Source organism: Buttiauxella cochleicola (assembly GCF_021283185.1).
Taxonomy (GTDB): Bacteria; Pseudomonadota; Gammaproteobacteria; order Enterobacterales; family Enterobacteriaceae; genus Buttiauxella; species Buttiauxella massiliensis.
Window position 1 is genome coordinate 98,172 of sequence record NZ_JAJSOS010000014.1, and the last position, 20,137, is coordinate 118,308.

Annotated in this window: 17 protein-coding genes; 8 read left to right on the plus strand and 9 right to left on the minus strand. The window is 50.7% G+C overall.

Features of this window, described 5'->3' with window-relative positions:
- The first annotated feature begins 1 nt into the window (after window position 1).
- Window positions 2–691 (plus strand): tRNA (guanosine(18)-2'-O)-methyltransferase TrmH, encoded by a 690-nt coding sequence (trmH, locus tag LVQ76_RS19460; protein ID WP_151995405.1) that lies wholly within the window; start codon window positions 2–4, stop codon window positions 689–691.
- A 4-nt stretch (window positions 692–695) separates the two neighbouring features.
- Window positions 696–2,777 (plus strand): ATP-dependent DNA helicase RecG, encoded by a 2,082-nt coding sequence (recG, locus tag LVQ76_RS19465; protein WP_232922296.1) that lies wholly within the window; start codon window positions 696–698, stop codon window positions 2,775–2,777.
- Between the two features lie 4 nt (window positions 2,778–2,781).
- On the opposite strand, the gene gltS is transcribed toward recG, so the two are convergent.
- Window positions 2,782–3,984: a sodium/glutamate symporter gene (gene gltS / locus LVQ76_RS19470; protein ID WP_232865985.1), complete on the minus strand. Its 1,203-nt coding sequence runs from the start codon at window positions 3,982–3,984 to the stop codon at window positions 2,782–2,784.
- A 229-nt stretch (window positions 3,985–4,213) separates the two neighbouring features.
- Between gltS and LVQ76_RS19475 the strand changes: the two genes are divergently transcribed.
- Together LVQ76_RS19475 and LVQ76_RS19480 are read left to right on the plus strand one after the other, a co-directional pair.
- Window positions 4,214–5,605 carry a nucleobase:cation symporter-2 family protein gene (locus LVQ76_RS19475; protein WP_232865984.1) on the plus strand — a complete coding sequence of 464 codons (1,392 nt, stop codon included), beginning with the start codon at window positions 4,214–4,216 and terminating at the stop codon, window positions 5,603–5,605.
- Between the two features lie 125 nt (window positions 5,606–5,730).
- Window positions 5,731–7,413, plus strand: coding sequence for an AsmA family protein (locus LVQ76_RS19480; RefSeq protein WP_232922297.1), 1,683 nt, complete (start codon window positions 5,731–5,733; stop codon window positions 7,411–7,413).
- Between the two features lie 22 nt (window positions 7,414–7,435).
- Here the strand turns inward: LVQ76_RS19480 and fabY are convergent, their stop codons facing one another.
- From fabY to typA, 5 genes are all read right to left on the minus strand, one after another.
- Window positions 7,436–8,377 (minus strand): fatty acid biosynthesis protein FabY, encoded by a 942-nt coding sequence (fabY, locus tag LVQ76_RS19485; RefSeq protein WP_232865982.1) that lies wholly within the window; start codon window positions 8,375–8,377, stop codon window positions 7,436–7,438.
- 44 nt (window positions 8,378–8,421) lie between these two features.
- The gene (gene dtd / locus LVQ76_RS19490; RefSeq protein ID WP_064514968.1) at window positions 8,422–8,859 is read right to left on the minus strand and encodes a D-aminoacyl-tRNA deacylase; all 438 of its coding nucleotides are present in this window, start codon (window positions 8,857–8,859) and stop codon (window positions 8,422–8,424) included.
- Entirely contained in the window at window positions 8,856–9,728 is an 873-nt protein-coding gene (locus tag LVQ76_RS19495) for a virulence factor BrkB family protein (protein WP_064514966.1), read from the minus strand. The genes dtd and LVQ76_RS19495 overlap by 4 nt, the downstream gene beginning before the upstream one ends.
- A complete protein-coding gene (gene yihX, locus LVQ76_RS19500; RefSeq protein WP_232865981.1) occupies window positions 9,725–10,321 on the minus strand; it encodes a glucose-1-phosphatase in 597 nt (198 codons plus the stop codon). Before yihX ends, LVQ76_RS19495 begins: the two co-directional genes overlap by 4 nt.
- 153 nt (window positions 10,322–10,474) lie before the next feature.
- A complete protein-coding gene (gene typA, locus LVQ76_RS19505; protein ID WP_064514962.1) occupies window positions 10,475–12,301 on the minus strand; it encodes a ribosome-dependent GTPase TypA in 1,827 nt (608 codons plus the stop codon).
- Between the two features lie 343 nt (window positions 12,302–12,644).
- Between typA and glnA the strand changes: the two genes are divergently transcribed.
- The 3 genes from glnA (at window position 12,645) to glnG (ending at window position 16,654) form a co-directional block, all read left to right on the plus strand.
- Window positions 12,645–14,054 carry a glutamate--ammonia ligase gene (gene glnA / locus LVQ76_RS19510; RefSeq protein WP_151995412.1) on the plus strand — a complete coding sequence of 470 codons (1,410 nt, stop codon included), beginning with the start codon at window positions 12,645–12,647 and terminating at the stop codon, window positions 14,052–14,054.
- 132 nt (window positions 14,055–14,186) lie between these two features.
- Entirely contained in the window at window positions 14,187–15,236 is a 1,050-nt protein-coding gene (gene glnL, locus LVQ76_RS19515; protein ID WP_232865980.1) for a nitrogen regulation protein NR(II), read from the plus strand.
- Window positions 15,237–15,244: 8 nt separating this feature from the next.
- Entirely contained in the window at window positions 15,245–16,654 is a 1,410-nt protein-coding gene (glnG, locus tag LVQ76_RS19520) for a nitrogen regulation protein NR(I) (protein WP_034461490.1), read from the plus strand.
- A gap of 31 nt (window positions 16,655–16,685) precedes the next feature.
- Here the strand turns inward: glnG and hemN are convergent, their stop codons facing one another.
- Both hemN and yihI read right to left on the minus strand, forming a co-directional pair.
- Window positions 16,686–18,059, minus strand: coding sequence for an oxygen-independent coproporphyrinogen III oxidase (gene hemN, locus LVQ76_RS19525; RefSeq protein WP_232905326.1), 1,374 nt, complete (start codon window positions 18,057–18,059; stop codon window positions 16,686–16,688).
- A 149-nt stretch (window positions 18,060–18,208) separates the two neighbouring features.
- The gene (gene yihI, locus LVQ76_RS19530) at window positions 18,209–18,730 is read right to left on the minus strand and encodes a Der GTPase-activating protein YihI (protein WP_064561467.1); all 522 of its coding nucleotides are present in this window, start codon (window positions 18,728–18,730) and stop codon (window positions 18,209–18,211) included.
- Between the two features lie 585 nt (window positions 18,731–19,315).
- Here yihI and yihA point away from each other — a divergent pair.
- On the plus strand, window positions 19,316–19,972 hold the full coding sequence (gene yihA / locus LVQ76_RS19535) for a ribosome biogenesis GTP-binding protein YihA/YsxC (protein WP_193216279.1): 657 nt from the start codon (window positions 19,316–19,318) through the stop codon (window positions 19,970–19,972).
- A 96-nt stretch (window positions 19,973–20,068) separates the two neighbouring features.
- Here the strand turns inward: yihA and spfP are convergent, their stop codons facing one another.
- A complete protein-coding gene (gene spfP / locus LVQ76_RS22500; protein WP_071892919.1) occupies window positions 20,069–20,116 on the minus strand; it encodes a small protein SpfP in 48 nt (15 codons plus the stop codon).
- Window positions 20,117–20,137 lie beyond the last annotated feature (21 nt).

Consider the following 20,137-nt stretch of genomic DNA (forward strand, 5'->3'; position numbering starts at 1 on the left):
TATGAATCCTCAACGTTATGCGCGTATTTGCGAGATGCTCGCCAGGCGTCAACCTGATCTGACCGTCTGCATGGAGCAAGTCCATAAACCTCATAACGTCTCGGCGATTATTCGCACCGCAGATGCCGTGGGTGTACATGAAGTTCACGCAGTCTGGCCGGGTAACCGAATGCGCACCATGGCCTCTTCTGCTGCGGGAAGTAATTCCTGGGTTGAAGTTAAAACGCACCGCGATATTGGCGAAGCAGTTGGCTATCTAAAAAGCAGCGGGATGCAAATCCTCGCCACCAACCTTTCTGATAAAGCCGTCGATTTCCGCGAAATTGATTACACCCGTCCGACCTGTATTTTGATGGGACAGGAAAAAACCGGTATCACCCAGGAAGCTCTAGCACTGGCAGACCAGGACATCATTATTCCGATGATCGGGATGGTGCAATCGCTCAATGTGTCCGTAGCTTCCGCACTTATTCTTTATGAGGCACAGCGCCAGCGCCAGAATGCCGGGATGTACCAGCGCGAAAACAGCACCCTGCCGGAATCCGAACAACAGCGCCTGCTGTTTGAAGGCGGCTACCCTGTACTGGCGCGAGTTTCCCGCCGTAAAGGTTTGCCCTACCCACATGTGAATCAGCAAGGTGAGATAGAAGCTGATGCCGCATGGTGGGCCACAATGCAATCTGCGGAGTAGCTGGATGAAAGGCCGTTTGCTGGATGCCATACCGTTAAGCACGCTTGCCGGAGTCGGCGCCAGCCAGAGCGGCAAACTGGCCAAAATTGGCCTGTACACCATTCAGGATCTTCTGCTCCACCTGCCGCTTCGCTACGAAGACCGTACCCATCTCTACCCTATCAATGACCTGCTGCCAGGCGTTTACGCCACGGTGGAAGGTGAAGTGCTGAACTGCAATATCAGTTTTGGCCGCCGCCGTATGATGACCTGCCAGATTTCTGACGGTACCGGCATCCTGACGATGCGTTTTTTCAACTTCAACGCAGCAATGAAAAACAGCCTCGCGACCGGTAAACGCGTGCTTGCCTATGGCGAAGCAAAACGCGGCACGCACGGCGCAGAAATGATTCATCCTGAATACCGCGTTCAGGGCGACCTCAGTACGCCAGAATTACAGGAAACGCTGACGCCGGTTTACCCGACAACCGAAGGTATTCGCCAGGCTACATTGCGCAAGCTGACCGATCAGGCTCTGGAATTGCTCGATACCTGCGCCATTGCAGAATTGCTCCCGGCTGATTTGAGCAAGGGAATGATGAGCTTGCCAGAAGCGTTGCGCACTCTACATCGTCCACCGCCATCAATGCAGCTCACCGATCTGGAGACGGGAAAACACCCGGCTCAACAGCGCTTAATTCTCGAAGAATTACTGGCACATAACCTGAGCATGCTCGCGCTGCGTGCTGGTGCTCAGCGTTATCATGCGCTGCCTTTGCATGATCATGACGATTTAAAAAACCGCCTGCTAGCCGCCCTGCCGTTTAAACCAACCGGCGCGCAGGAACGAGTCGTAGCGGAAATCGAGCACGATTTGGCGCTGGATGTCCCGATGATGCGCCTGGTACAAGGTGATGTGGGGTCAGGTAAAACGTTGGTTGCCGCACTCGCCGCGCTGCGTGCGATTGCGCATGGTAAACAAGTGGGCCTGATGGCTCCAACCGAATTGCTCGCCGAGCAGCACGCTAATAACTTCCGCCAGTGGTTTGCGCCGCTGGGCATTGAAGTGGGCTGGCTTGCTGGTAAGCAAAAAGGCAAAGCGCGTATCGCTCAACAGGACGCGATCGCCAGCGGTCAGGTGTCGATGGTGGTGGGAACACACGCCATCTTCCAGGAACAGGTGCAGTTCTCGCAATTAGCGCTGGTCATTATCGATGAACAGCATCGCTTTGGTGTTCACCAGCGGCTGGCACTATGGGAGAAAGGCCAAATTCAAGGTTTCCACCCGCATCAGTTAATCATGACTGCAACGCCAATTCCGCGCACGCTGGCCATGACGGCTTATGCCGATCTGGATACATCTACAATCGACGAGCTCCCACCTGGACGAACTCCGGTAACAACCGTCGCGATCCCTGATACCCGCCGCAACGATATTATCGACCGGGTGCGTGGAGCTTGCAGTGATGAAGGCCGTCAGGCGTACTGGGTTTGTACGTTGATTGAAGAATCAGAGCTGCTCGAAGCCCAGGCCGCGGAAGTCACGTGGGATGAGCTAAAAATCGCCCTGCCGAATCTGAATGTCGGCCTGGTTCATGGCCGTATGAAGCCGCAGGAAAAGCAGGCTGTGATGCAGGCTTTCAAAGAAGGCTCAATTCATCTGCTGGTTGCGACAACAGTTATTGAAGTTGGTGTTGATGTACCGAATGCCAGCCTGATGATTATTGAAAACCCTGAGCGTCTGGGTCTTGCGCAACTCCACCAGCTTCGTGGCCGTGTGGGTCGTGGGGCGGTTGCATCTCATTGTGTGTTGCTTTACAAGTCGCCACTGTCGAAAACCGCACAACTACGTTTACAGGTACTGCGTGATAGCAATGATGGCTTCGTGATTGCTCAGAAAGATTTAGAAATTCGTGGTCCGGGGGAATTACTCGGAACGCGCCAAACGGGAAGTGCCGAGTTTAAAGTAGCAGATCTATTGCGCGACCAGGCGATGATCCCGGAAGTACAGCGCCTTGCGCGCCATATTCATGAACGCTATCCGGAACAGGCAACCGCGCTCATTGAACGCTGGATGCCTGAAACGGAACGTTATTCAAATGCCTGATAGCTTAGCCAAAGATTGGCAGCATCAGATACATCTTGATGACCAGCGCGTTGACGATATCAATAAAGAACGCGCCGACCATCGGTACCACCAAAAATGCCATGTGCGACGGGCCAAAACGCTCAGTAATCGCCTGCATATTGGCGATCGCCGTAGGCGTAGCCCCCAGGCCAAAACCACAATGCCCCGCAGCGAGTACCGCCGCATCGTAGTTCTTCCCCATTAAGCGGTAAGTCACGAAAATCGCATACAACGCCATAAAGATGGTTTGCACCGTCAGAATTGCCAGCATCGGCAACGCCAGTGATGCCAGTTCCCACAGTTTGAGGCTCATCAGTGCCATGGCTAGGAACAGCGACAAACAGACGTTCCCCAGCACGGAAACCGCGCGTTCAAATACCCGATAGAAGCCAAGCAGTGAGAGCGTATTGCTGAGGATAACCCCAACAAATAACACGCAAACGAATGTCGGCAATTCGAAGCTGGTGCCTTGAATGAGATGGCCGACAAACTTACCAACAGTCAGGCAGATAGCAATCATCGCGATGGTTTCTATCAACACCATAGAGGTGATCATGCGCCCTACCGCTGGCTTTTCGAATGCGGTTGGATCAATGCTATCTTCTGGTGTGCCATCGGGTGTTGAGGAGTGTTTGACCAGATAACGCGCCACTGGCCCGCCAATCAAACCGCCCAATACCAGACCAAACGTTGCGCAAGCCATTGCCACTTCGGTGGCATTCTGGAAACCATAACGTTCGGTAAACAGTTTGCTCCAGGCTGCACCCGTACCATGCCCGCCTGATAACGTAATAGAACCCGCCAGTAAACCCATTAATGGATCAAGGCCCAACAGGCTCGCCATACCGATACCAATGGCGTTTTGCATGACCAGCAAACCCACCACCACCACCAGGAAAATACCGACAACTTTGCCACCCGCTCGCAAGCTAGACAGATTGGCGTTCAGGCCGATTGTGGCAAAGAAGGCGAGCATCAAAGGATCTTTGAGGCTCATATCAAATTCAAATTCCCAACCGACACTTTTTTTGAGTACCAGCAAGGCAAGGGCGATTAAGAGTCCACCCGCTACGGGTTCAGGGATAGTGTATTTTTTTAATAGCGGTATGGTGTGGACCATTTTTCGGCCCAGTAATAACACGAGAGTCGCAGCAACAAGGGTAGAAAGGGTGTCGAGATAAAACATAGAAGTGCTCCTGTTTGCGCATATTTCTCACAGACGCTTTTAATTATCCTTCACTGGAATTTCAGGTTCTAGAAAAGTCAGCAGCTGGATTTTAACCAAAAAACAGTCGAAAGTTATATAAAAAGCTCGGCATATACACTTTTTATCTTAGGAAACACCCTTAGCAAACGTTTGCTTTTGGCCTTCAGTCCGCTAAAATCACCGTTTTTTCGGGAGGGGATAATTTCTAATGTCTGTTAATGCTGTTGAGTCTGAAGGTGCGCAACCGATTGCCCACGCTAGTTCCAGTGAGTTGATTTACCGCCTGGAGGACCGTCCACCTCTCCCGCAAACTCTATTCGCTGCTGGGCAGCATTTATTAGCTATGTTTGTTGCGGTGATCACACCTGCGATGTTGATTTGCCAGGCTCTGGGACTTCCAGCAGAAGATACCCAACACATTATCAGTATGTCCCTGTTCGCATCAGGCGTGGCATCAATTATCCAGATTAAAGCGTGGGGCCCGGTAGGCTCTGGGCTTCTGTCTATTCAAGGCACCAGCTTTAACTTTGTCGCACCGCTGATTATGGGTGGCATGGCATTAAAGAATGGCGGGGCTGATGTTCCGACGATGATGGCTGCACTTTTTGGCACCTTAATGCTCGCAAGCTGCACCGAGATGCTTTTATCGCGCTTCCTGCACCTTGCTCGCCGCATTATCACGCCACTGGTCTCCGGCGTAGTTGTGATGATTATTGGTCTTTCCTTAATTCAGGTTGGCCTGACATCTATTGGCGGTGGCTATGGTGCAATGAGTGACCATACATTTGGCGCACCGAAAAATCTGCTGCTGGCAGGCGCAGTATTAGTGGTCATTATTCTTCTGAATCGTCAGCGTAACCCGTACTTGCGCGTGGCTTCGCTGGTAATCGCCATGGCAGTAGGTTACGCGCTGGCATGGGCAATGGGCATGCTGCCTGATGTTGCGCCATCAACCAATACTGATTTAATTATGGTGCCAACGCCGCTTTACTACGGCCTGGGCATTGACTGGAACCTACTGATTCCGCTGATGCTGATCTTTATGGTGACATCCCTTGAAACCATTGGCGATATTACGGCGACGTCTGACGTCTCCGAGCAACCGGTTTCTGGCCCGCTCTATATGAAGCGACTGAAAGGAGGCGTACTGGCCAACGGCCTGAACTCCTGCGTTTCTGCCGTATTCAATACTTTCCCTAACTCTTGCTTCGGCCAGAACAATGGCGTGATTCAGCTTACGGGTGTTGCCAGCCGTTATGTTGGATTTGTCGTCGCGTTGATGCTGATTGTGTTGGGCCTGTTCCCGGCAGTAAGTGGGTTTGTGCAGCACATTCCTGAGCCAGTTTTAGGTGGCGCTACTATCGTGATGTTCGGCACGATCGCTGCATCCGGTGTGCGTATAGTCTCCCGCGAGCCACTAAATCGTCGTGCGATTATGATTATCGCGCTGTCTCTGGCGGTGGGTATGGGCGTTTCACAGCAGCCACTGATTCTTCAGTTTGCTCCTGATTGGCTAAAAACGTTGCTCTCCTCCGGTATCGCTGCCGGTGGTATCACCGCTATCGTGTTAAACCTGATTTTCCCACCTGAAAAAAATTGATGTACCTCACGCGCTGGTTATTTGTTAGCGCCAGCGCGTGTTACCCCTCCTGACAATCCCATCCTTGAGCTATAACGGTAAATGGGGCATAACACCCTTACCGAAACTTCATGGGATGGAAGACAATGAAATTTCTAGGAAAGCTGATCATAGCTTTATTGGTTGTCATAATAGTGGCACTCATAGCCGCTTATTTATTACTTCAAACTCGTTGGGGAGCATCCCAAATCAGTAGTTGGGTCAATGAGAAGAGTGATTACAATTTCTCTTTTGAAGTGATCGACCACAAGTGGGCATCGCCCACTCATGTCACGCTGACAAACGTCACCTTTGGACGCAAAGGCCAGCCAGCGACTCTGGTTGCGCAAAATATTGATATTGGCCTGAGCTCACGTCAATTTTCAGAGCCTTTGCACGTCGATACGATTTTGCTGCAAAACGGAACGCTAAATATCAGCCCCAATGCTGCCCCGCTACCCTTCCAGTCCGATATGCTGCAATTGAGCGATATGGCAATCAACAGCCCAAATACTGGGTGGGATCTGCACGCTCAACGCGTCAACGGAGGAGTAATACCCTGGCAGCCAGAGCAAGGTAAAGTGCTGGGTAATACTGCTGATATTCAATTTAGCGCCGGCTCCATGACACTCAACGGTGTTCAGGCTACCAACGTTTTGTTGCAAGGTGCGATTAATAACGAACAGGTGACGCTCTCAACCATCGGTGCAGACATTGCGCGTGGCTCGCTCACCGGTAATGCAAACCGCCTTGCCGATGGCTCCTGGCAGATTGGCAGCTTACGGCTCAACGATATCCGCCTACAAACCAATAAATCCATTACCGATTTCCTGGCCCCTCTTGGCAGTGTCCCTTCACTGAAAATCGATAGTCTTGAGGTGACAGATGCGCGCATGGAAGGAAAAGACTGGGCAATAACCGATTTAGATCTGAGTTTGCGCAACCTGACGTTGGCAAAGGGCGGCTGGCAAAGCGATGACGGGCGTTTATCGATGAATGCCAGTGATTTTATTATTGGTGCGTTGCAGCTAAACGACCCTATCGTGAATATCGATTTTAACCCGCAAACCGCTGTGATTCGCCAGTTCACTTCCCGTTGGGAAAGAGGCATGGTTCGCGCCTCAGGCGAATGGCAGCGCAATGAGAATAAACTGACACTTGATGAGCTGGTCTTTGCCGGGCTGGAATATACGCTGCCAGCCGACTGGAAAGCACGCTGGATAGAGCCTTTACCGCAGTGGTTAAACACGGTGACGATTAAAAAACTGTCGGCAAACCGTAATTTGATCATCGATATTGATCCCGCCTTCCCGTTCCAGCTCACCGCATTAGATGGCACGGCGAATAATCTCGAAGTGGTGCGCAATAGCCAGTGGGGAATATGGAGTGGGAACGCTACGCTGAACGCCGCGGCCGCCACGTTTAACCGCGTCGATGTTCGCCGCCCATCCATTTCATTGAATGCTGCTGACAGCCAAATATCTATTACAGAACTTAGTGCTTTTGCTGGTGAAGGTATGCTGGAAGCGACTGGCGCTATCTCGCAGGCTCCACAACGCAATGCGGCAATGAATCTGCGCGGGCGTGCGGTGCCAGTAAATGTGTTGCAGCAATGGGGATGGCCAGCGCTACCGCTTGAAGGCAACGGTAATTTGCAGCTTTCAGTAACCGGTAACCTTGCAGCTCAAACACCACTGAAACCCACGGTGAACGGGACATTACAGGCCACCAGCGCCGACGGAAAACAAGTACAACAGACCATGCAGAATGGGGAAGTACCCGGCGCATAAGCGCCGGGCTGTAACCCTTCAACTATTCTTCTTCGTTGCCGCCCTCTTCAAGCGGGCCAAAAGGTTTCGCGGGGAGAACCAGATACACACCTTCAAAAACAGCGCCTTGCGTATCATCACCGTAAAGCTCAACTTGCAACGCAACGCGAGCTTTGCGGCCACGCGCCAGGCGGTCGAGATCGCCGCTCAACGAACCTAAATCAGCAATCGCCCCCGGTCTTCCGGTGATCGGGCTGCTATATCGGATATGCGCATCAGCAAGAATAATCGTGCCGCCCAGATGGCGCTCCCGCAACATCAGCCAAATAAGTCCCCAGCCCGTCAGAGTCGCGAGCGAAAACAGGCTGCCGGCGAATAAGGTTTGATGGGGATTTTGGTTGCCCGCTTCTGGCATGGTGGTAATGAATTTCTGCCCGGTGTATTGCAGGATGCGCACGCCCATTTTTTCACTTAATGGAATGTGTTCGTACCAGGCCTGCTGCAACTGACCGCACCAGTCGGCGCGATGAAGAATGTCATCTAGCGAAGCGACGGGTTTTATCATCAAATAGTGGCGAATGGGCGTGGTCGAAGGCGTAGTAATTTCACCCTGATTCTCAAAGCCCAATTTGGCAAAGAACTCGACCGCATCTTCACGTGCGCTACATACCACACGTTTAACCCCTTCCTGGCGCGCGACAGTTTCCAGCGTCATTGCCACCAGCGTACCCAGACCTTTGTCTTGCACCGAGGGGTGAACCGCCATAAAACGGATCGCTGCTTCGTTATCAGCATTGATGTACAAACGGCCAATTGCGACCGGATTGCCTTCTTCATCTACCACCATCTGGTGGTGAGCTAAGGCATCCCAGGCATCGCGCTCGGAGCCTTTGGGTTGATGCAACGGCTTACGTAGCATCTCCCAGCGAAACTGGTAATAGAGCTCAAGCTCTTCTTCGGTTTGCGGTACGCGAAGGTGATACATACATGTACTCTCTCTTGTTACGCGGGACCGTAAAGGCTGCGAATTCAGACCTGTAACCAAAACGTCACTGGGCCATCGTTGGTCAGGCTGACTTTCATGTCGGCGGCAAAGCGACCTGTTTCGGCAACAATGCCCTGCTGTCGACAGCGTTGGACAAAGTATTCATATAGCTCTTCAGCAAGCTCAGGTGCTGCGCCACAAGAAAAACTCGGGCGCATACCGCGTTCGGTATCAGCGGCGAGGGTAAACTGCGACACAACTAGTACGCTGCCACCGGCTTGCTGAACGTTCAAATTCATCTTGTCGTTTTCATCGCCAAAAATGCGGTAACCCAAAACACGTTCGCAAAGGCGATTCGCTTTCTGTTCGTTATCTTCTTTTTCGACACCCAATAACACTAAAAGTCCCGGGCCAATTTCACCCGTCACTTCACCGTCCACGGTGACGCGAGCGTGGGTGACACGCTGTATTAATGCAATCATGGTTCTTCCAATTCTTCCTGCTGTGCTTCGACACGGAGTTTGCGGTAATCACCGAGAGTGACAGTAATTTCGGCGCCGAGCAACACGATACACCAGGTCCAATAGACCCAGACAAATAAAATGGGGATCACGGCTAAAACGCCGTAAATCAATTGGTAAGAGGGAAACATGGTGATGTAGAGGGCAAAACCTTTCTTCCCAAGCTCAAACAAAAGAGCAGCCACCAGCGAGCCAATCAGTGCATCTCGCACCGGGACTCGAGTGGTTGGAACAATGCTGTATAACATCCAGAATGACAGCCAGGAGAGCAGTAAAGGGAAGATACGCAACACGATATCAATCGTGCTGTTAAAGCCTGTCACCCAGCGCAGCGAAAGCAGATACGAACTGATCACCAGACTCGCACCTGCCAGCAGCGGCCCTAGCGTCAAAATCATCCAGTAGACGGCAAACGAGTATATTTTTGGCCTGGTTCGCGTGCTGCGCCAGATAGTATTTAGCGCGCTATCCACGGCATACATCAGCAGCAATGCAGTAACGATAAGGCCACAGGCCCCCACAGCAGTCATCTTGTTGGAGTTAGCAACAAACTGTTCGATATAGCGCTGGATGATATCGCCCGTCGCGGGCAGAAAATTTGAGAAGACAAAATGGCGCAGTTGGATGCTAACGTCGGCAAACATCGGGAAAGCTGCAAATAACGCAAACACTACCGCAACCAAAGGCACTAGTGAGAGCAATGACACGTAAGCAAGGTTACCTGCAAGCGTGGTCATATTGTCCTGGTCAATCCGATGCCAGAGCAATTTACCCCAGGCGATACAGGGCCTGAGGTGCTTGCTCGTTTTGCGATGAACGTCTTTTATCATAGGCTTTTTGAGAAATAATCGGGCACCGTGTTTTTACCGGTCACCAAAATGCTGGTGATCCCCACCTGTTGAGCTCCTTTAATATTATCGGCGTTGTCGTCAAAAAAGACGGCTTCACTGGCAGAAAAACCTTCTTCTTCGAGGAGCTTTTGATAGATCTCAACGTCGGGTTTACGCATGCCCATTTCCTGGGACAGATAGATTTTATCTGCCGCCTCGGCTATTTGCGGGTATTCACCTGGCCAGAAATAAGTATGTAAGCGGTTGGTATTAGAGAGCACAACGACACGATGGCCTTGTTCACGAAGTTTGTTCATCACATCAATAACTTCCGGGCGTAGGCCAACAAAAATAGCCTGCCAACCGGCAGAGAACTGATCAAAGCTCAACGCCATGCCCATTTCTTCGCATACCGCAGCAGCAAATTCTTCGTCACTAATTTGCCCCCGCTCGTGGCGTTGAAACGCCTCGCCCATTACAAAGCTTTTCTGCAAATTCGCTAGCGGGACACGGCTGTAATCGCTCCAGACCCCCATTACTCGGTTGAAGTCGATATCAACGATGACGTTTCCTAAATCAAAGATATACAGCATAAGCCTCTCCTTTGCGCATGGACAAATAACTGTAGCGGTAAAGGGTAGCTTTGACTATCGCTGATAAAAAGGCGATCCGGGTTCTGCGAGTTATTAAGCAAAAAAAAGCCCCGCCTAAACAGGCAGGGCTTCAATGCTTTGCAGGAAAGAAACTTACGCTTCTTTGCTACCACGACCCGCACGTTTGCGGTCGTTTTCAGTCAGGTGACGCTTACGAATACGTACGGAAGTCGGAGTAACTTCTACCAGTTCGTCATCATCGATGAATTCCAGAGCTTGCTCCAGAGACATCTTCAATGCAGGAACCAGAGTTGTTGCTTCGTCAGTACCGGACGCACGCATGTTGGTCAGTTTCTTACCGGTCAGGCAGTTTACAGTCAGGTCGTTAGAACGACTGTGAATACCGATGATCTGGCCTTCGTAAACTTCTGCACCGTGACCCAGGAACAGCTTACCGCGGTCCTGCAGGCTGAACAGCGCAAACGCGACTGCTTTACCCTGGCCATTAGAGATCAGCACGCCGTTCTGGCGCTGGCCGATTTCGCCTGGCTTAACGTCGTCGTAGTGGCTGAATGTGGAGTACAGCAGACCAGTACCAGAAGTCATGGTCATGAACTCAGTACGGAAGCCGATCAGGCCACGTGCTGGGATCAGGTAATCCAGACGGATACGGCCTTTGCCGTCAGGGATCATGTCTTTGACATCGCCCTTACGCTCACCCATTGCCTGCATTACAGAACCCTGGTGCTGTTCTTCGATATCCAGAGTCACGTTTTCGAACGGCTCTTGCATACGACCATCGATCATACGGTTGATTACTTTCGGACGGGACACAGCCAGTTCGAAGCCTTCACGACGCATGTTTTCGATCAACACAGACAGGTGCAGTTCGCCACGACCGGATACACGGAATGCATCCGCATCTTCGGTTTCTTCAACACGCAGTGCAACGTTGTGCACCAGCTCTTTGTTCAGGCGGTCAAGGATCTGACGAGAGGTAACGAATTTACCTTCTTTGCCACAGAACGGAGAGGTGTTGACGTTGAAGAACATAGTAACAGTTGGTTCATCAACAGACAGTGCTGGCAGCGCTTCAACATTTTGCGTATCGCAAAGGGTGTCGGAGATGTTCAGCTCGCCCAGACCGGTAATCGCGATGATGTCGCCGGCTTCAGCTTCGGTGGATTCAATACGCTCCAGACCGAGGTGAGTCAGTACTTTACCGACTTTACCGTTACGAGTTTTACCTTCGCTGTCGATGATAGTGATTTGCTGGTTAGGCTTCACTTTACCGCGTTTGATGCGACCGATGCCGATAACGCCAACGTAGTTGTTGTAATCAAGCTGGGAGATTTGCATCTGGAACGGACCATCAGAGTCAACGGATGGTGCTTTAACGTGGTCAACAATCGCCTGGTACAGCGGGGTCATGTCTTCCGCCATCTCATTGTGATCGTTACCCGCGATACCCATCAATGCTGATGCATAGATGATTGGGAAATCGAGCTGCTCGTCGGTCGCATCAAGGTTAACGAACAGGTCAAATACCTGATCAACAACCCAGTCAGGACGCGCGCCAGGACGGTCAACTTTGTTGATTACAACAATTGGCTTCAAACCGTGGGCAAATGCCTTTTTGGTTACGAAGCGCGTCTGCGGCATTGGGCCATCCATTGCGTCAACGACCAGCAGAACGGAGTCTACCATGGACATTACACGTTCAACTTCACCACCGAAGTCGGCGTGCCCAGGGGTATCAACGATGTTGATACGGTAGTCATTCCATTTGATAGCGGTGTTTTTAGCGAGGATGGTAATCCCACGCTCTTTCTCCAAATCGTTGGAGTCCATCACGCGTTCGGTGGCTTCAGCACGTTCGTTACTGAAAGTACCAGATTGCTGCAGCAGCTTATCAACCAGGGTAGTTTTACCATGGTCAACGTGCGCGATGATGGCGATATTACGCAGATTTTCGATCACAACTTTGCCTCAGGCATTAGAAATAGCGCGTTATTGTACACGTATTAATCGAAGGACATAACAGGATCACAAAGAACTTTTACAAACAATGTAAAAAGTAATGGTTTGTGATCGCTTTCACGGAGCAAAAAAGGGAGCCACAACGAAAATTGCACCAATATGGTGCTCAAATCTCAGACTGAAGCACTACATTGGTGCAAACTATCCATCGTGGTGCAGCCCTTTTGCACTATAGTGCGCATGATAGCGCCTTTTTGGGGTAATTTAAAAGTTGGCACAGTTTTCGCTTTAATCATTTCAGGGCAACAAGCCAATTCAATGACCAAATCCGGGAGAGTTAAGTATGTCCGCTGAACACGTTTTGACGATGCTGAATGAACACGAAGTGAAGTTTGTTGATCTGCGCTTCACTGACACCAAAGGTAAAGAACAGCACGTCACTATCCCTGCTCATCAGGTTACTGCTGACTTCTTCGAAGAAGGCAAAATGTTTGATGGCTCTTCAATTGGTGGCTGGAAAGGCATCAACGAGTCAGACATGGTTCTAATGCCAGATGCGTCTACTGCTGTCATTGACCCGTTCTTCGCTGATTCTACGCTGATCATTCGTTGCGACATTCTTGAGCCAGGCACCATGCAGGGTTATGACCGCGACCCACGTTCCATTTCCAAGCGCGCTGAAGATTACCTGCGTTCAACTGGCATCGCCGATACCGTACTGTTCGGGCCAGAACCAGAGTTCTTCCTGTTCGACGACGTTCGTTTCGGTAGCTCTATTTCCGGTTCTCACGTTGCTATCGATGATATCGAAGGCGCATGGAACAGCGGCACCAAATACGAAGGCGGCAACAAAGGTCACCGTCCTGCTGTTAAAGGCGGTTACTTCCCAGTTCCACCAGTTGACTCCGCACAAGACCTGCGTTCTGCAATGTGTCTGACTATGGAGCAAATGGGCCTGGTTGTTGAAGCTCACCACCACGAAGTAGCAACTGCTGGTCAGAACGAAGTGGCTACCCGCTTCAACACCATGACTAAAAAAGCAGATGAAATTCAGATCTACAAATATGTGGTTCATAACGTTGCTCATGCTTACGGCAAAACAGCGACCTTTATGCCAAAACCAATGTTTGGCGATAACGGTTCTGGTATGCACTGCCATATGTCCCTGGCTAAGAACGGCGTAAACCTGTTCGCTGGTGACAAATATGCTGGCCTGTCTGAGCAAGCGCTGTACTACATCGGCGGTGTTATCAAACACGCTAAAGCCATCAACGCCCTGGCTAACCCAACCACCAACTCCTACAAGCGTCTGGTCCCGGGTTACGAAGCTCCAGTAATGCTGGCTTACTCTGCAGCTAACCGTTCTGCTTCAATCCGTATCCCAGTTGTTGCGTCTCCGAAAGCACGTCGTATCGAAGTACGCTTCCCGGACCCAGCGGCTAACCCGTACCTGTGCTTCGCAGCGCTGCTGATGGCTGGTCTTGATGGTATCAAGAACAAAATCCATCCGGGTGAAGCAATGGACAAAAACCTGTACGACCTGCCGCCAGAAGAAGCGAAAGAGATCCCACAAGTTGCTGGCTCTCTGGAAGAAGCACTGAGCTGCCTGAACGAAGACCGCGAGTTCCTGACTGCGGGCGGCGTGTTCACTGATGAAGCTATCGATGCTTATATCGCGCTGCGTATGGAAGAAAACGACCGTGTGCGTATGACTCCGCACCCAGTTGAGTTTGAGCTGTACTACAGCGTTTAACTAAGTAGTCATCTCCAATTTTAGCCCATCGTTGATGGGCTTTTTTATCCACAAATAACCTGTTGCAGCAACGTTTTTTGCCGCCAGGAAACTATAATGCACCATCACAGTGCAATTATCGGAGACTGCTGTATGGCAACCGGCACACTGCCCGATGCTGGGCAGATCCTGAATTCTTTAATCAACAGTATTTTACTGGTCGATGACGAGCTGGCGGTCCATTACGCCAACCCGGCGGCACAGCAACTTTTGGCGCAGAGTTCGCGCAAACTTTACGGCACACCGCTACCAGAACTGTTGAGTTACTTTTCGCTAAATGTTGGCTTAATGCAGGAAAGCCTGACCTCAGGCCAGGGCTTTACCGATAACGAAGTCACACTGGTTATTGATAGCCGCTCTCATATTCTTTCCCTGACTGCACAACGTTTACCAGAAGGTTTCATCCTGATGGAAATGGCGCCGATGGATAACCAACGTCGTTTAAGTCAGGAGCAGCTACAGCAAGCGCAGCAAATTGCCGCTCGTGACTTAGTCCGTGGGCTGGCTCACGAGATTAAAAACCCTCTCGGCGGGTTACGCGGTGCAGCGCAGCTTCTGGCTAAAGCCTTACCGGACCCTTCGCTCACTGAATACACCAAAGTGATTATTGAGCAAGCCGACCGCTTACGTAACCTGGTCGACAGGCTGTTAGGCCCGCAGCAACCAGGCATGCACGTCACAGAAAGTATTCATAAAGTCACCGAACGGGTGATGAAACTGGTGTCGATGGAGTTGCCAGCGAATGTCACTCTGATAAGAGATTACGACCCAAGCTTGCCTGAACTGGCGCACGACCCGGATCAAATTGAACAGATTTTACTGAATATTGTGCGTAACGCGCTTCAGGCGCTGGGCAGTGATGGTGGCGAAATAGTGTTACGTACGCGTACCGCTTTTCAGCTTACTCTGCACGGCACTCGCTATCGCCTGGCTGCGCGTATTGATATTGAAGACAACGGTCCGGGTATTCCGGCCCATCTGCAGGACACACTATTCTACCCAATGGTGAGCGGACGTGAGGGAGGGACAGGATTAGGTCTTTCTATTGCACGCAACTTGATCGATCAGCATTCGGGAAAAATCGAATTTAACAGTTGGCCAGGCCATACCGAGTTTTCGGTTTACCTGCCTATTCGTAAGTAGAGGTCTTTATGCAACGAGGGATAGTTTGGATCGTTGATGACGATAGCTCCATCCGTTGGGTGCTGGAACGCGCACTGACTGGGGCGGGTTTAAGCTGCACCACATTTGAGAGCGGCAATGAAGTTCTGAACGCTCTTGCAACCAAGACCCCGGACGTATTGTTATCTGATATTCGCATGCCTGGCATGGACGGTCTGGCGCTGCTCAAGCAGATAAAACAACGCCACCCGATGTTGCCGGTCATCATAATGACGGCTCATTCAGATCTTGAAGCTGCGGTGAGTGCTTATCAGCAAGGCGCTTTCGATTACCTGCCTAAACCTTTTGATATTGATGAAGCGGTCGCACTCGTTGAGCGCGCCATCAGCCACTATCAAGAACAGCAGCAGCCGCGCAATGTGCAAGTTAATGGGCCAACCACCGATATTATCGGTGAAGCGCCTGCCATGCAGGATGTGTTTCGCATTATTGGCCGCCTCTCCCGTTCATCAATAAGTGTGTTGATTAACGGCGAGTCTGGTACCGGTAAAGAGCTGGTCGCACACGCACTACACCGCCACAGCCCGCGTGTGAAATCCCCTTTTATTGCGCTAAACATGGCTGCAATCCCGAAGGATTTGATTGAGTCTGAGCTGTTTGGCCATGAGAAAGGCGCGTTTACCGGCGCTAATCAAATTCGCCAGGGCCGTTTTGAGCAGGCAGACGGCGGCACTCTGTTCCTCGATGAAATCGGTGATATGCCGCTGGATGTGCAAACTCGATTATTGCGCGTGTTAGCCGATGGGCAGTTTTACCGCGTTGGCGGTTATGCGCCGGTGAAAGTTGATGTGCGAATTATTGCCGCGACCCACCAGAACCTTGAGTTGCGCGTGCAGGAAGGGAAATTCCGTGAGGATTTATTCCATCGCCTGAACGTAATTCGTGTTCATCTGCCACCGCTGCGTGAACGTCGCGAAGATATTCCGCGTCTGGCTCGCCACTTCTTGCAGGATGCCGCCAAAGAATTGGGTGTGGAAGCCAAGTTGCTGCACCCGGAAACGGAAAATGCGTTAACGCGCCTGGCCTGGCCCGGAAACGTGCGCCAACTGGAAAACACCTGTCGCTGGTTAACCGTGATGGCTGCGGGCCAGGAAGTGTTGATTCAGGATTTGCCTGCCGAGCTATTCGAGACAACCATTCCCGATAGCCCGGCGCATTCTCAGTCAGACAGTTGGGCAACATTACTGGCGCAATGGGCTGACCGCGCATTACGTTCCGGTCATCAAAACCTGCTTTCTGAAGCGCAGCCAGAAATGGAGCGCACATTGCTAACGACGGCACTGCGTCATACGCAAGGTCACAAGCAGGAAGCGGCTCGTTTACTTGGCTGGGGGCGAAATACTCTGACGCGTAAATTGAAAGAGTTGGGAATGGAGTAACAAAAAGGCGGCTTTCAAGCCGCCTTTAGTTTTATATGACACGGGAAAATTGTTGCAGTCGTGCCTTCTGCCGCAAATAACTATCAAAACACATGCAGATATTACGGATTAGCAGGCGGCCTTTTGGCGTCACCTGAATATGTTTGCCGTCGATATCCACCAGCCCATCGTTGGCCAGCGGTTCGAGTAGCTTCAAATCTTCCGCAAAATACTCTGCAAAGTTCAAATCCCAAAGCTGCTCGATTTCAGCAAATTTAAGCTGGAAGTTGCAGATCAGCGCTTTGATAACATCGCGTCGAATGCAGTCATCGCGGGTTAATGCCAGGCCGCGCCACAGCGCATCGCCCTGGCTATCTACCTGTTGATAATAAGTTTTAAGCTCTTTCTGGTTCTGCGCATAACAGTCGCCAATCATGCTGATGGCAGAAACACCCATCCCAAGTAAGTCTGTATCGCCCTGAGTGGTGTAGCCCTGGAAATTACGGTGCAACTTGCCTTCACGCTGCGCAATCGCCAGTTCGTCATCTGGCCGCGCAAAGTGGTCCATACCAATAAACTGGTATCCGGCATCGGTAAGCGAGCTGATGGTTTCTTGCAGAATGTCGAGTTTTTGCTGAGCGCTCGGTAAGTCTTCGTCTTTAATTTTGCGCTGCGCCGCAAACAGTGTCGGTAAGTGCGCATAGTTAAAGACACTTAAACGGTGCGGGCTCAGTTCTGCAACACGCTTGAGGGTGAAGGCAAAGCTTTCTGGCGTCTGTTTTGGCAAGCCGTAAATGAGGTCGATATTCGTCGATGTGAAACCGAGTTCACGGGCACGCTGAATCAGCGCGAAGATAAACTCTTCATCCTGCTCACGGTTAACCAGGCGCTGCACTTCTTTGTTGAAGTCCTGCACGCCCATACTCAGACGGGTAAACCCTTCCTGACGCAAATGGTCGAGCACATTGAGTTCAATTTCACGCGGATCGATTTCAATGGAAAGCTCGGCATCTTCATCGAAATGGAAATGAGCCCGTAGAAGCCCCATCAGACGGCTTATCTGCGCTTTACTGAGGTAAGTTGGAGTACCACCGCCCCAATGCAACTGACTGACGTGACGGCCTTTAAAGAGCGGCGCACGGTGGGCTATCTCTTGTTCAAGCGCATCAAGATACTGATCGGCCTTATGAGTCTGACGAGTGACGATTTTATTGCAGCCACAGAAGTAGCAAAGCTTGTGGCAGAACGGGATATGAATATACAACGACAGCGGGCGCTCGGGATAACGAGCAACCGCTTCAAGAAATGCCGCCTCACCGAAGCCTTCTGAGAACTCCAGCGCGGTAGGATAAGAGGTATAACGCGGCCCTGAATAATTATATTTCTGGATCAGGGCCAGATCCCAATCGATTAACTGCTCAGACATACTCACTTCCTCCGGTGATGCCGCATTCGTTGACGGCGCAACGATTTTTGCAATCGCGACAACCGCCGTAGTTTAACGAATAACCACAGCAGATAACACACCAGCGGAATAACCACGATAAGAACAGGTAATCCCATTGAGGTAGACTGTTAGTCAGTGCCTTTGAGAAGACGCATCAAATCATCGCCTTTCTCTTTTTCTTCTTCATCTTCGTCATCTTCATAGGCGATGCCGAGTTCTGCCATCAGCGCATCAATGCGATCAAGCTTAGCGTTAACCCAAGCCTGCTCTTCTGCGTTGAGTGTTTCACCTTCTTCAAGACGCTCTAACAGCGCATCCAGGCGCTCATCGTTCTCCAGCAAATCCAGTTCAGCCTGTGGTGTTAGCATAGGTTTCTCGACTTTAGGTTTGTGCTGTTTAGGTTTTTTGACCTGGACTTCAGTTACACCCAGGGCGATTGGTTTTTTACTGCCAATGCGCGGATCTTTAGCCTGTGAGCTGCCACTTCCACTTTTTTCCTGGGTGCCGCCGGTTGAACGGCTACCCGCTGCATGTCCGCTGCGTTTTTTCTCACGCTTACGGTCACGTGCTTCACGATCGATCTCTTCACGTGTTTTGCGACGTGCTTTTGAAGGTTTAGAGCCAGGTGCTGCTGAGTTTTGTTGCTTCATAATAAATTATCTTGAGCCATTTTTATTCAGTATAGAATTGCGGCGGAATCTAGCAGAAAGCAAGCAAAGAAAAAAGGCGGCAGGTTAACCTGTCGCCTTTTTCTTGTCTCTGGACCTATATAAGGTCACACAATCCCTGTTTGCACTCGACGCCCTGTCTTTCCCTTGCAAACAACTTCCGTGTAAATCCTTGTCCTTTTTAAACGTCTCCAGACGTTGCCTCCTGGCATTTCCTTGGTTCTTCGCCATCCTGACGACCTGAACCCTCATCCTGAGTTGCTATCCTTTGTGGCTATCCTTTGCCTGTGCCGCTTACTTTACTCTTAGCCTTTGATTCTACAAGACGACTATTTGGGTTAAGTCATTAATGTAATCCATCGAAAAACACCTAATACATTGTTATATATGTTCTTTTAATTATATCTGCATCTAACAACACTGCGTTGTCTGTCAATATGAATGGTCAATGTCTTACAAACCTCGGGCGGATTTCTGTAATCCTGTAAGCCTTGCCGAGAAACACGGCGTTTTCCCCATGTTCAGGTATAATCCCCAACAATGCTCATCCTGAGGGAGACAACCGTTTTGAAAAACTGGAATTACCAGCTGACCCACTTCGTGCTTAGCGCACCGGACATTCGCCATTTACCTTCTGATACCGGTATTGAGGTTGCTTTCGCAGGCCGCTCTAACGCAGGGAAATCCAGCGCATTAAATACGCTGACCAACCAGAAAGCCCTGGCGCGTACCAGTAAAACGCCTGGTCGTACGCAGCTCATCAACCTGTTTGAAGTGGCTGAAGGCTTACGTGTGGTGGATTTACCGGGCTATGGCTACGCCGAAGTACCAGAAGAAGTAAAACTGAAATGGCAGCGCGCGCTTGGCGAGTATCTGCAAAAACGTAATAGCCTGAAGGGATTAGTCATCCTGATGGATATTCGTCATCCACTGAAAGACCTTGATCAACAAATGATTAATTGGGCTGTTGCGAGCAACATTCCAGTGATGCTGCTGTTAACCAAGGCTGACAAGCTGGCATCTGGTGCTCGTAAAGCACAGTTAAAGATGGTTCGCGAAGCGGTGGTAGATTTTGGCGGTGATATTCAGGTAGAAGCGTTTTCGTCACTGAAAAAGATCGGTGTCGATGTACTGCGTCATAAGCTTGATGGTTGGTATAACGATATCCCACCAGCAACCGAAGAAGATGATGTAGAAGAAGACGACGAAACAGCTGGCGAATAAAAAGAAGCATGGGTTCGCCCGTGCTTTTCCTTATTTTCCTGACTTGCGTGCAATAAAAAACGCCCCAGTCATTACTGACTGGGGCGGCTAAAATATTCAGCCAAATCCGATTACGTGAAGTAAAAGGTCTGAAAGATAGAACATCTTACCTCTGTACCCTACGCA